Consider the following 13,415-nt stretch of genomic DNA (forward strand, 5'->3'; position numbering starts at 1 on the left):
CGAATAAAGGGTTTGTTTTACTTGCATCCTAATATGGGAATGGTATCCTGTGTGCCAGAAATGGACCCAAAGCCAAGATCAGCACGGAAAGGAGCATGAATCATGTCAGGAAATCAGCAAAGCAAACAAACAATGCCTCCCCAGCACCAGAACCAACAGCCGGGGATCGAATCGGAAATGAATCCGCGGCCGAAATACGAGCCGAAAGATTACGTCGCCGCCGGAAAGCTGAAGAACAAAAAGGTCATCATCACCGGGGGCGACAGCGGGATCGGACGGGCCGTGGCCGTTGCGTTCGCGAAAGAAGGCGCGGATATCTCGATCGTATACCTGAACGAGCACGGAGACGCGGAGGAGACGAAACGGCAGATCGAGCAGGAAGGGCGCAAGTGCCTGCTGATTCCGGGCGATATCGGCGACGAGGCGTTTTGCAAAAACGCCGTGAACCAGACGGTGCAGGAACTGGGCGGATTGGACGTTCTGGTCAACAACGCCGCCGAGCAGCACCCGCAGCAGAAAATCGAGGATATTACGAAAGAGCAGCTGGAGCGCACGTTCCGTACGAATATATTCGGCATGTTTTTTATGACGAAAATGGCGATGCCGTATTTGAAGAGCGGCAGCGCCATCGTCAACACGGCATCGGTGACGGCCTACAAAGGCAACCCGACGCTGATCGATTACTCCTCCACCAAGGGCGCAATCGTCAGCTTCACGCGCGCCTTGTCGATGAATGTGGCGCCGAAAGGCATCCGCGTCAATGCGGTGGCGCCCGGACCGATTTGGACGCCGCTCATCCCGTCCACGTTCGACGAGCAGCAGGTAAGCCAATTCGGGGGAGATACGCCGATGAAACGTCCGGGGCAGCCGGAAGAGCTTGCGCCTGCGTACGTCTATCTGGCGTCGGACGATTCTTCCTACGTGAGCGGCCAAGTTATCCACGTCAATGGCGGGGAGATCGTCAACGGCTAATCGCGTACTCGAAAAAACAAAAAAGGTTGTGCGGATGTAAGATCCGCCCAACCTTTTTTTGCGTTCGGTTTCCGGTTTCCTTCGCAACGTTGTTCGAAAGTCACTCCGAATCCGGCACAAGCTGCGACAGCTCATCGAGCGACATGTCGAAGCTCGGAGCCATATGCTCCAGGAAATAGTCGGCTTCGGGCAGCTGAAGCTGCTTGATTTTGGCCAGGGTCTGCTCTTTGGCTACGGCGAACTCGCGATTGCCGGAAGCGACCTCCAAGGCGCATTTGAGATAGGCGTCCAGACTGTCGGCGGCTTTGACATACCCCAGCAGCCGGCGCTGCTCCTCATCGCCCGAATCTTGGCGGAACAGGGCGGCGTATTCCCCTTGAAGCTCGGGAGGAGCCATCGCCGCCAGCCGCTGCGCCGCAATGCTCTCCATTTCGCGAAAGCTCGCCAGCAGCTGGGGATTGTTATGTTTAACGGGCGTCGCGATATCGCCGGTAAATACCTCGACGGCGTCATGGTACAACGCAAGGGTGGCTGCGCGGTCCGCGTTCAAATTCCGGCCGAAATACGTGTTCCCGATCAGGCACAGCAGATGGGTTAACAGCGATACGTGGAACGAATGCTCCGCGACGTTTTCGGTTCTTGTGTTTCGCATCAGGCTCCAGCGCCGGATGTATTGCAATCGGTACAAATAAGCAGTCATCGGAAAGTCCAAAGAAATACGCTCCTTAGGTTAATAATTTAATCCAGCCTTAACATTCGGTTATTATTATACTCTTATGCCCGGACGGCGGGCTACCCGAAACGGAATGCTTTTCATTGGGAAGATTTCGGGATAGGATAAGAGAAGGAATTGATGCCAATCCATGAAAAGGAAGACATGACATGAGACCCTTTCGCATCAGGCTTACTTTGATTTTAATGGTCATGATCGGGATATCCATGGCCGGGGCGGGATTGACCATGGCCCGGGTATTCGAGAAATCCCATATATCGGCGCTGGAGGAAAACATGATCCGGGAAATCCAGCTGCTCAGCCGGACCTTCGATTTCCGCCCGACGCAAGGCGGGGACGCCATGGCTTATTATACCCGCGAAGCCAGGGAGCTGGCGGCTTTGACGGACTCCAGGGTCACTTTTATATCGAAAAACGGCACGGTCATCGGGGATTCGGAGAGCGATCCGCGGCAAATGGACAACCACGGCGGACGCGAAGAGATCGTCGATGCCGCCCGAAAGGGATCGGGGTATGCGATCAGGCATAGCTCCACGTTAAAGGAAGATATGTTGTATGTTGCGGTTCCTGTCGTAGCCGGAGACTATGACGGCTTCATTCGGCTGTCGGTCAGCCTGGCGTTCGTCGATCAGGGCGTGCGGAAGGGCTGGACGCTGATGGCCGGAGGTTTGGCCATTTTGTTCGTTGTGGCGGCGGTTGTCAGCTACCGCGTTGCGGCCGGACTGACGTCCCCTTTGGAAAAAATCACGAGAGTGGCGGGAAGGATTTCGAAGCTGGACTACGACGCCAGGGTCAACATCACGCGAAAGGACGAAATCGGCGAGCTGGCAAAAGCGATCAACGGCATGGCCGACAGCCTGCAAAATCAGCTGCAGACGATCCGGGACAATGAGAACCTGCTGCAAAGCGTGCTGGATAACATGACTACCGGCATATTGCTGGTCAACCCCGAAGGCACGGTGGCTTTAATCAATCCGGCCGCAGAGCGTATGCTGCATCTGAAAGGCGGGCAGTTAACCGGCCGTTCCGTCACGGAAATGAAGCAGTATTACGAGCTGACGCGCCTCATTCAGGACGGGATCGGGCAGCGGGATTTCATCCATGAGGAACGGATCGTCTACCAGCCGGAGGAAACGATCCTTCAACTGGACGGCGTGCCGATGTTCGGGGAGGACGACCGTTTTAAAGGCATGTTGTTCCTGCTCCAGAACATTACGGCGATCCGCCGCCTTGAGAACATGAGAAGCGAATTCGTGGCGAACGTATCGCATGAGCTGAAGACGCCGGTGGCCGCGGTCAAAGGATTTGCCGAGACGCTGCTTGGCGGAGGAGTCAAGGACGAGGAAACCGCGAGATCCTTCCTGCAGATCATCTATGACGAAAGCGAGCGGTTGAACCGGCTGATCAGCGACATTCTCGATTTGTCCAAAATCGAATCCAGGCGGTCTCCGATGGATTACGCGCCGGTTCATTTGGCTTCCTTTTGCGGATCGATCATCGATACGATGGCGACCGTGGCCGAGAAAAAAAGGATTGCGCTCCATGCCGACATTCCCGAGGAGCTGTTTATCGAAGCGGATGAAGACAAGCTGCGCCAAATTTTGCTGAATTTGCTGTCCAATGCCGTAAGCTACACGCAGGACGGCGGCAAGGTCGAGCTGAAGGTCCGCGAGCTGCAGGACGCCGACGGAACGGAAAAGGTCGTGATCAAGGTGACCGACACCGGCATCGGCATCCCGAAAAAAGACCAGCCGCGCATTTTCGAGAGGTTCTACCGCGTGGATAAGGCAAGGTCCCGAAGCTCGGGCGGAACCGGCTTAGGGCTGTCCATCGTGAAGCACCTGGTGGAGCTGCATCACGGCGATATTTCCGTGGACAGCGAACTGGGCATCGGAACGACCTTTACGGTTGAACTGCCGATGCTGCAGGAATAAAATGAATGTAAAATGGCTGCAAGCGTGGTCGTCTCTTTTTGCGTTAGTTTACACAGCGTTTACAATGAAATGATACAATGGACTTGCTAAAGCAGAAACCATTGTATATGGAAGCGGGGGTACATTACATGTCACAGCGTTTGCTGGTTATCGAAGACGAACCGACGCTCGCCAGATTGCTGTCCTACAATCTGACGCAGGAAGGGTATGAAGTGACGACGTCGGATCATGGGACGACCGGCTTCGAGCGCGCGGTGCAGGAGCCGTTCGATTTGATCGTGCTGGATTTGATGCTGCCGGGAATGAACGGATTCGACATTCTGGGCAAGCTGCGCGGGAAAGGCATCGCGACGCCGGTCATTATTTTGACCGCCAAAAATGCCGAAGAAGAAGTCGTCCAGGGCTTGAAGCTCGGCGCCGACGATTACATTACCAAGCCGTTCGGCGTGTCCGAGCTGCTAGCGAGAGTCGCCACGGTGCTGCGACGCGTATCGGGAGTGAAGGAGGAGGCTGCGCCGCAAACCTCGGACTCGGCCATCCGTCTCGGCAAGCTGGAGATTTTCCCTGAGAAATACGAAGTGTTGCTCGGCGGGACCAGCATCAGTTTGCGGCCGAAGGAATTTGAGGTCCTGCTTTACTTGGCGCGCAAGCCGGGCGTCGTGTTGACCCGGGACGATCTGATGAATGCCGTATGGGGCTTCGATTACATCGGCGGCCAGCGCACGGTGGACGTCCATGTCAGCTCGCTCCGCAAAAAGCTGGAGCTGGAACCCGAATCCGTGCACATCGACTCCATCCGCGGGGTCGGATATAAACTTGTCATCAACAAAGGAAGCGCTCATCATCAACCGCAATGATGGGGGCTTCTTTTTTTATGGAATTTACAATCCCCGAATCCTTCCTGCATTCTCCGTTAATCCTTCCGCGGTATGATGCAGCTAAAACAGCCATATTTAGGGGGAGTCAATTTTGAGCACGCTGCACATGGAGAACAAGACAGAAAACGATCTTCATCGGCGAGGTACCGGGAGCGCACGGAACGGCCGCGCCGCAACCGCCAAAACAGCAGCGTCCATCGAATCGAAAACAAAGGGACCCGGACGGTCCGCTGCCGGATATTTGCGAAACGTGCCGGGGGTCGACCCGGACATGACCTGCAGGGAAGCTTTCGACCTGCTGAAGGAGCAGCCGCATCTTCCGTGCGTCGTGATCTGCGGGGAAGGGATGCGCCCGGAAGGACTGCTGATGAAGGAGGCGTTTTACCGGAGGCTGACCGGCCGTTTTGCCGCCGATTTGTATTTTCGCCGCCCGGTAAAGGATTTTGGCGAAAAAGAAATTCTCGCGCTGGACATCCATGACGATCCGGCCTTGATGATCCGAAGCGCTTTGGCAAGACCGGAGTCGCGATTTTACGATTGCGTGATCGTAACCGACAACGGCCGGTTCACGGGCGTGCTGACGGTGCTCGACCTGATGAAAATGTCCGGGGAGCTGCAGGAGGAAGCGGAAGAGCGGAGAAAGCATACCGTCCTTGAAAATTACGGGCATGTAAGCGGGATGGAAAAATCCTTATCCGAGGTGGAAGAGGCCGCGAACCTGACGTTAACCGAATGCCTCCGGATGAAGGAATGGACGGCGGAAGGCCGGCGGAGGCTGAACGAAGCGGGCGAATCGTACGCCGAGGCCGTAGCCCTCATGAACCGCAATCAGGAGCAGGCGGAGCGCCTCATCGAACATGCGGGGCAGATTTCCGCGCTGACGAAAGGCATCGCCGACCTGGCGGATCAAAGCGGCCTGCTCGCCATCAACGCGTCGATCGAAGCCGCCCATGCAGGCAGTCAGGGCCGGGGCTTCCAGATCGTGGCGGCGGAGGTCAGGTCGCTGGCTTCCCAAACCCGGAAGCTTGCCGCGGATATTTCGAAGCTGCTCGAATCCATCAGCGAGCTGGCCGGGGAAACCGGGACGCTGACCGCGACGGGAGTCCGCCGGATCGAGTCCGGAGCGAAGCGGTTGGCCGAGGGCAGCCGGATATTCGGGGAGCTTGAACAAGCCACGGATCAGGTCGAAAAGACGGGACAATCGGTATACCGGCTCGCCCAGGATACGGCCAAACAGGCGTTCAGCGTAAAACAGGAATTGGAGCGGACATTAGACTGAAATAGCGGGAAAAACGGAATCCTTCGGTTTTACATTTTACACTGCGTTTACAATCGCGGCGCACAGCTTTTACATAACCGTTATACAATGAAATGGAGTTGCAGGTCCAACTGCCCCAACGGCTTATCGACAGGACATCCCATTGAACGAAGGAGACCTGAATTATACATGGAAAACATTATCGAAATCGAAGATTTGAATCTATATTACGAACAATTCCATGCTTTGAAAAATATAAATCTGGATATCCCGAAACATACGGTCACCGCCTTGATCGGCCCGTCCGGCTGCGGGAAATCGACGCTGCTGCGCACGCTGAACCGGATGAACGACATGATTGCCGGCACGCGCATCGAAGGCTCCATCAAAATCGGCGGCGTCGGCATTTATGCCAAGGACGTCTACGTGGAAGAGCTGCGCAAGCGCGTCGGCATGGTATTCCAGCAGCCGAACCCGTTCCCGAAATCGATCTACGACAATGTGGCCTACGGCCCGCGCCTCCACGGCATCCGCAGCAAAAGCACGCTGGACGGCATCGTGGAAGAAAGCCTGCGCCAAGCCGCGTTGTGGGAAGAGGTCAAAGATTATTTGAAGCGTTCCGCGCTCAGCTTGTCCGGGGGGCAGCAGCAGCGTCTTTGCATCGCGCGTGCGCTGGCCGTTAACCCCGATATTTTGCTGATGGACGAAGCCACGTCCGCGCTCGATCCGATTTCCACGTTGAAAATCGAGGAGCTGGTGCAGGAGCTGAAAGAAAAATACACCATCGTCATGGTGACCCATAACATGCACCAGGCTGCCCGCGTATCCGGGCGGACCGTCTTTTTCCTGAACGGGGAAGTCGTCGAAGCGGATGAGACGAAAACGCTGTTCAGCAATCCGCGGGATGCAAGAACGGAAGATTATATCTCCGGGCGTTTCGGCTGATATAGAAGAAAACAACGTCAATAAAATTGTATAGGGGGAAACATCGGCCATGATTCGGAGAAAAGAATTGGATCACGACCTGGACCAGCTGCGTTCGCTGCTTGTTCGAATGGGGGATCATGTCGTTGAGGCGCTCGACGGAGCGGTTCTCAGCCTCAAGACGCAGGATAGCGAAAAGGCGCAGGAAATCGTGCAGGCGGACGTGCTGCTCAATCAGATGGAAGAGGAAATTATGGATATCGGGTCGCGCCTGATCGTTACCCAGCAGCCGGTTGCGAAGGATTTGCGCAGAATTTTGGTTGCTTTAAAAATCTCCAGCGATCTTGAACGCATGGGCGACCTTGCCCTTGACGTGGCCAAAGTGACTTTGCGCCTGCAGGGCGAGCCGTTGATCAAGCCGCTGATCGACATTCCGCAAATGGCGGAAATCGTCAAAGTAATGATCGAGGAAGCGATCACGTCCTACTTGAACGAAAACACCGACCTTGCCTACAAAATGGCGCAGGACGACGACCAGGTCGATCTGTTGTACAGCCGCATTTTAACGGAATTATACGATCATATGAGAGTCAATCCGGATTCGTTGTCCCAAGCGTTGCTGTTCACGCTCGTCGGCCGTTATATCGAACGGATCGCGGACCATGCGACAAACATCGGGGAAAGCGCCGTGTATCTCGTGACGGGAAAACGCCCGGATTTGAACCGGTAAAACGCTATTTAACGCATAGAAGGCAGCAATTTGGCTATCAACATTGAAATGGATGAAAACATCGGAAATTTTCCGGTGTTTTTCTATTTATGCCCCCGATTTTTTTCTCGAATACAGGGTCATGTGTTAAGATATTAAAAGGCATGGCTTACAAGAAATCGAACGCTCGAATCGCTGGGAAATCAAGCAAGGGATCAATCCGTTAACCAAGCGGTACGTCTTCATTGAAATACATCCGACGGGTCATTTTTTTTGAAATAAGGAAGTTTAAAAAAGGGAAGGTGCTGTATGAGCAAACTGATTCTGATCGACGGAAACAGTATCATTTACCGGGCATTTTTTGCGATGCCCCCGCTGACGAATACCAAGGGACTGCACACGAACGCCGTGTACGGATTTACGAATATGCTGCTTCGCCTGATCGAGGACCATAAACCGACGCATATGATGGTGGCTTTCGACGCGGGCAAAGTGACGTTTCGCCACGAAGGATACCAGGAATACAAAGGCGGCCGCGAAAAGACGCCCCCGGAGCTGTCCGAACAGTTTCCGCTGCTGAAGGAGCTGCTGCAGGGATTCGGCATTTCGCAGTTTGAGCTTGAAGGTTACGAAGCGGACGATATCATCGGCACCGTGTCGCGGATCGCGGAGGAAGCGGGACACGACATTCTCGTCGTCACCGGAGACAAGGATATGCTCCAGCTTGCATCGGACCAAGTCCAGGTGGGTCTTACCCGCAAGGGCGTAACGGAAATCGAGACGTACACGCCTGAGCAGATCCAGGAAAGATACGGCCTGAAGCCGCTGCAGATCATCGACCTGAAAGGGCTGATGGGCGACGCTTCCGACAATATCCCCGGCATCCCGGGCGTCGGGGAAAAAACGGCGCTCAAACTCCTTCATCAATTCGGATCGGTCGAGGAAGTGCTCGCGAACACCGCTGAGCTGAAGGGCAAGATGAAGGAAAAAATCGAAACCCACGCGGAGGATGCCGTCCTCAGCAAAAAGCTGGCGACGATTTACCGCGAGGTGCCGCTGGACAAGTCGTTCGACGACATGATCTTTGATGGATTAAAGGAAGAAAGCGCAGGCCCTGCGCTGGCGAAGCTGGAATTCAAATCGCTGCTCGAACGTTTGTCGTTCAAGGGAGACGGCGCCTCAGACCCGTCCGGCCCGCAGCAGGCTCCGGCCAAGGAAGTGAACGTTGTGGTTTTGACCGAGGACCGGATCGCCGAATTGAACGAAGCGCTTGGGGCCATCGAAGCGCTCCATGTGGAAACAAACGGGGAAAATCCCCATCACGCCGATGTGGTCGGCGTGGTTTTTTCCGGTCCGGAGAAGCATTTCTACGTACCGTTTGAGGTTTTGAAATCCGCAGCCGCGGAGCCTGTCCGAAAGTGGCTTGCGGATGCCGGGGTTCCAAAACGCGGGTATGACCTGCACCGGACGGATCTGGCTTTGCACTGGAAAGGCATTGCGTTTGCCGGGGCATCGTTTGACGTGCAGCTGGCGGCTTACCTGCTCGACCCGACCGAGTCCAATCAAAACCTTCATGCGCTGGCCGCCAAATACGGGCTGCAGACGCTGGCGTCCGACGAGGACGTCTTCGGCAAAGGCGCAAAATACAAGGTGCCCGAGACGGAGGTCCTGAGCAAACATCTTGCCGCCAAGGGAGCGGCCATTCTGGACCTGATCCCGCTGCAGGAAAAAGAGCTTGAGGGCAACGAAATGGCATCGCTGTTCCATGACCTCGAAATGCCGTTGTCGCGCATTTTGGCCGACATGGAAAAACAGGGGATTTCGGTGAACAAGGACGATCTGACGGAGCTGGGCAAAGAGTTCGAGGCGCAGATCGACGAGCTCGTCAAAAATATTTACGAGATCGCCGGCACCGAATTCAATTTGAATTCGCCGAAGCAGCTGGGCGAAATTTTGTTCGTGAAGCTCGGCCTTCCGGTCATCAAAAAAACGAAGACGGGATATTCCACCGATGCCGAGGTGCTTGAAAAGCTTGCGCCGTACCACGATATCGTGCGTCTCATTTTGCAATACCGGACGATCGCCAAGCTGCAATCGACCTACGTGGAGGGCCTCCTGAAGGAGATTTCGCCGGAAACGGGAAAAGTGCATACCTATTACCGCCAAACCATCGCGGCGACGGGCCGCCTCAGCAGCCAATTTCCGAATTTGCAAAACATTCCGATCCGCCTCGAGGAAGGCCGGAAAATCCGCAAGGTGTTCGTGCCGTCGGAGCCGGGCTGGTATATCCTGGCGGCGGACTATTCGCAAATCGAGCTGCGCGTGCTTGCCCATATTTCCGACGACGAAGGCCTGAAAGAAGCGTTCCTGCACGACATTGACATCCATACGAAAACGGCGATGGACGTCTTTGGCGTCACCGCGGACGAAGTGGATGCCAATATGCGGCGTTCGGCCAAGGCGGTCAATTTCGGCATCGTCTACGGCATCAGCGATTACGGCCTGTCCCAAAACCTGAACATCACCCGGAAGGAAGCCGCGCGTTTCATCGACCAATATTTCGATGCGTTCAGCGGCGTCCGGCGCTATATGGACGAGATCGTACGCGATGCGAAACGGGACGGATTCGTGAAGACGCTTCTGGAGAGAAGGCGTTACCTGCCCGAAATCAACGCAAGCAATTTCAATCTGCGTTCGTTCGCGGAGCGTACGGCGATGAACACCCCGATTCAAGGAACCGCGGCGGACATCATCAAGCTGGCCATGGTGCATATGGATGCCGCTTTGGCGGAGCAAAAACTGAAAAGCCGCATGCTGCTGCAGGTGCATGACGAACTTGTATTCGAAGTGCCGGAAGACGAGCTGGAGCTGATGAAAAAACTCGTGCCGGAAACGATGGAAAACGCCCTGAAGCTGTCCGTGCCGTTAAAAGCGGAAGTCAGCTATGGCATGAATTGGTACGAAGCGAAATAATGCCCCATGACGGCCCCGCATCCGTTATAATGGGGATGAGGTGAAGACATCATGCCGGAATTGCCGGAGGTTGAAACAGTCAAAAGAACGTTGAATCAATTGGTCAAAGGCAAGGTCATTGACCGGGTTACCGTAAATTTGGCGCGGATTATCCAGCGCCCTGACGATATAGATCAGTTTGCTTTTATGCTGGCAGGACATCGGATCGAAGGCGTGGAGCGCCGCGGCAAATTTTTGCGGATTCTCCTGGACGGCCTGGTCCTGGTATCCCATCTCCGGATGGAGGGGCGATACGGCGTGTACGCCGGCTCCGATCCCGTGGAAAAACATACGCATGTCATTTTCCATTTTAACGACGGGACCGAACTTCGCTACAAGGACGTCCGCCAGTTCGGAACGATGCACCTATTCCAGCCGGGGGAAGAGTTTGCTTTGCCGCCGCTAAACAAGCTCGGCTTGGAGCCGCTGGATCCGGAGTTTACCCCCGGGAAGTTTAAAGAAGCGCTAAAAGGAAAAACTTCGAAAATCAAGGCGGTTCTGCTGAACCAAGCATATGTCGTCGGCATCGGGAATATCTATGTGGATGAGTCGCTGTTCCGCGCGGGGATTCACCCCGAGCAGCCGGCGAACACGCTGACGGACAAGCAGTTTGAAGCTTTGCACCAGGCAGTCGTGGCCACGCTGGCGGAGTCGGTTGAGGTTGGCGGCTCCTCCATCAAATCCTATGTCAACGGGCAAGGGGAGATGGGGATGTTCCAGCATCGACTGAAAATTTACGGACGCCAAAACGAGCCTTGCGTCACCTGCGGAACGCCGATCGAAAAGACCGTGGTCGGCGGACGCGGCACGCATTATTGCCCGGTCTGCCAGACCCTGAATTAAATAAAAGCATGGGCGTGCACTCCTTGTTTGTCCCTCCCATATACTGAGACCGTAGTGGACTTCAGGGAAAACGGAAGCTTCAAGACCCCGGTTCTTATTCAGAGCCGCGGGTTCGGGATCGGCCGTTTCGACAAGGGGAGGGAAACCAGGGGTGCTCAGTCATGTCTTTTCGCTGCTCCTGCTTGCGTTTGCATTAAGTTTGGACAGTTTCGGGGTCGGGATTACATATGGGTTGAGGCAGATGAAAATTTCGTCGTTGTCCGTCGTCATCATCTCCATATGTTCCGGAGTCATCATTTATATATCGATGCAGGTCGGCGTGCTTTTGGCCCGCGTCGTGTCACCGGACGCCGCTTCGGTTGTCGGGGCCGTCATTTTGATCATCATGGGGTCGTGGTCCTTGATCCAGTTGGTGATTCAGAAGGAAAAGGAACGGGACGACAAACCTGACGATAAACATACGGCAAACATCAAAGCGTCGGACCAAAGCCATGCAAGCGGGGCCGCGTTGCCGACGGCTTCCAGGGAAATGCCGGAGCAAACGGTATTTTCGCTCGAAATCCGCAAGCTGGGCCTCGTCATCCGCATTTTGCGGACGCCGTCTTCGGCGGATATCGATAAATCGGGCAGCATTTCGGGATTCGAGGCGATGTGGCTTGGCATTGCGTTATCGCTGGACGCTTTCGGGGCCGGACTCGGCGCTGCATTGCTAGGATTTTCGCCCGTTTGGACCGCGCTCGTCATCGCGCTGTTCAGCGGAACGTTTTTGGTGGTCGGCATGAAAACCGGCTTTAAATTCGCGGCAAGATCATGGATGCGGCATTTTACCGCGCTTCCGGCGTTGTTATTGATCGCCATGGGAATAATAAAGCTGTTATGAGGTGGTTTTGCACATGAATATCGGGTTAACCGGAGGTATTGCAACAGGAAAAAGCACCGTGTCCGCGCTCCTTGTCAACAAAGGGGCTCTGCTTGTCGATGCCGACGCGATCGCCCGGGAAGTCATGCTCCCGGGTCATCCCGTTTTGGCGGCGGTTGCCGAGCATTTTGGACAAGCCGTTATTCTTGAGGACGGCACCCTCGACCGGAAGAAGCTTGGGGACATCGTATTCCGCGACCCTACCCAGCGCAAAGCTCTGAATGACATCACCCATCCTGCCATCCGGAAGGAGATCCGCGGGCGGATGGACGATTTGCAGCGGGAACATCCGGACAAGCTGGTGGTCGTGGACATCCCCCTTTTATACGAATCGGGACTTGAACATATGTTTGAACGCGTCATGGTGGTTTATGCCCCGGAGCACGTTCAGCTGGAGCGATTGATGCGGCGAAACCAATTGACGGCGGAGGAAGCGGCGGCAAGGATCCGGTCGCAAATGGATATTGAGGAAAAGAAGCGGAAGGCCGATATCGTGATCGACAACAGCGGAGACGCTGAGGAAACGGAGCGGCAAGTGGATCGGTTCTGGCTTCAAGCGGGATATGTATGAAGGCTGTTCGATTTTTGCGCAAAAAAAGAGTCCTGCTGCTGCTGTTCATCGGTTTTGTCGCGGTTTTGTTTTTCAGCACGAACTGGATGTCCTGGTTTTACCCGATCTATTACAAGGATAACATTCGCGAGCAGGCGGAGCGCTATGACGTTGACCCGTTTTTGGTCGCCTCGATCATCCGCGTGGAATCCAACTACAAGCTGGGCAAGGAATCGAAAAAAGGAGCGCTCGGCTTGATGCAGCTGATGCCCGACACGGCCCAGTGGGTTATGGAGCAGGCCAAGCTGCCGGAAGTGACGATGGACCATATCAAACATAAACCGGAGGCGAGCATTGCCATCGGAACCTGGTACCTGAGAAATTTGAGCAACCAGTTCAAAGGGAACCGCATCGCCGTCATCGCGGCCTATAATGCAGGACCGGGCAAGGTGGACGGGTGGTTGAAAAAGGGAGTTTGGGACGGAACGCTGGAATCGGTCAAAGATATTCCCATCGGCGAAACAAGGCACTATGTTCAGCGGGTGATTTATTATTATAATCAATATACGCGGATATACAACGAGTTTTGAATTTGGGGCGGACAAGCCATCCGAAGGAACTCCATAAGCGGGGTTTTGCTCTGACGATTCCGTTCCCATCACGGCAAAAAAGTATTGAAGCAG

At 54.9% G+C, this 13,415-nt stretch carries 12 protein-coding genes; 11 read left to right on the top strand and 1 reads right to left on the bottom strand.

The window, feature by feature from the left end:
* Positions 1–102 precede the first annotated feature (102 nt).
* A complete protein-coding gene (locus tag NYE48_RS06995; RefSeq protein ID WP_036707864.1) occupies positions 103–972 on the top strand; it encodes an SDR family oxidoreductase in 870 nt (289 codons plus the stop codon).
* Between the two features lie 100 nt (positions 973–1,072).
* Here the strand turns inward: NYE48_RS06995 and yfbR are convergent, their stop codons facing one another.
* Positions 1,073–1,672, bottom strand: a complete 600-nt coding sequence (gene yfbR / locus NYE48_RS07000) for a 5'-deoxynucleotidase (protein ID WP_052146858.1) — start codon at positions 1,670–1,672, stop codon at positions 1,073–1,075.
* 182 nt (positions 1,673–1,854) lie between these two features.
* Here yfbR and pnpS point away from each other — a divergent pair, with 182 nt between their 5' ends.
* From pnpS to NYE48_RS07050, 10 genes are all read left to right on the top strand, one after another.
* A complete protein-coding gene (pnpS, locus tag NYE48_RS07005) occupies positions 1,855–3,639 on the top strand; it encodes a two-component system histidine kinase PnpS (RefSeq protein ID WP_340997679.1) in 1,785 nt (594 codons plus the stop codon).
* 128 nt (positions 3,640–3,767) lie between these two features.
* Positions 3,768–4,496 (top strand): response regulator transcription factor, encoded by a 729-nt coding sequence (locus NYE48_RS07010; RefSeq protein WP_036707869.1) that lies wholly within the window; start codon positions 3,768–3,770, stop codon positions 4,494–4,496.
* Positions 4,497–4,608: 112 nt separating this feature from the next.
* The gene (locus NYE48_RS07015; protein WP_340997681.1) at positions 4,609–5,796 is read left to right on the top strand and encodes a methyl-accepting chemotaxis protein; all 1,188 of its coding nucleotides are present in this window, start codon (positions 4,609–4,611) and stop codon (positions 5,794–5,796) included.
* Positions 5,797–5,964: 168 nt separating this feature from the next.
* The gene (gene pstB / locus NYE48_RS07020; protein ID WP_036707871.1) at positions 5,965–6,720 is read left to right on the top strand and encodes a phosphate ABC transporter ATP-binding protein PstB; all 756 of its coding nucleotides are present in this window, start codon (positions 5,965–5,967) and stop codon (positions 6,718–6,720) included.
* A 49-nt stretch (positions 6,721–6,769) separates the two neighbouring features.
* Complete coding sequence (gene phoU / locus NYE48_RS07025; RefSeq protein WP_340997682.1) at positions 6,770–7,429, top strand: phosphate signaling complex protein PhoU; 660 nt, start codon at positions 6,770–6,772, stop codon at positions 7,427–7,429.
* 288 nt (positions 7,430–7,717) lie between these two features.
* A complete protein-coding gene (gene polA / locus NYE48_RS07030) occupies positions 7,718–10,381 on the top strand; it encodes a DNA polymerase I (protein WP_340997685.1) in 2,664 nt (887 codons plus the stop codon).
* A 51-nt stretch (positions 10,382–10,432) separates the two neighbouring features.
* Complete coding sequence (gene mutM, locus NYE48_RS07035) at positions 10,433–11,263, top strand: DNA-formamidopyrimidine glycosylase (protein ID WP_212951947.1); 831 nt, start codon at positions 10,433–10,435, stop codon at positions 11,261–11,263.
* A gap of 151 nt (positions 11,264–11,414) precedes the next feature.
* Positions 11,415–12,143, top strand: a complete 729-nt coding sequence (locus tag NYE48_RS07040) for a manganese efflux pump (protein ID WP_036707875.1) — start codon at positions 11,415–11,417, stop codon at positions 12,141–12,143.
* A 13-nt stretch (positions 12,144–12,156) separates the two neighbouring features.
* Entirely contained in the window at positions 12,157–12,753 is a 597-nt protein-coding gene (coaE, locus tag NYE48_RS07045; protein ID WP_036707877.1) for a dephospho-CoA kinase, read from the top strand.
* The gene (locus tag NYE48_RS07050) at positions 12,750–13,322 is read left to right on the top strand and encodes a lytic transglycosylase domain-containing protein (RefSeq protein ID WP_212951944.1); all 573 of its coding nucleotides are present in this window, start codon (positions 12,750–12,752) and stop codon (positions 13,320–13,322) included. Before coaE ends, NYE48_RS07050 begins: the two co-directional genes overlap by 4 nt.
* Positions 13,323–13,415 lie beyond the last annotated feature (93 nt).

The organism is Paenibacillus sp. FSL M7-1455 (assembly GCF_038004655.1).
Taxonomy (GTDB): domain Bacteria; phylum Bacillota; class Bacilli; order Paenibacillales; family Paenibacillaceae; genus Paenibacillus_AQ; species Paenibacillus_AQ cookii.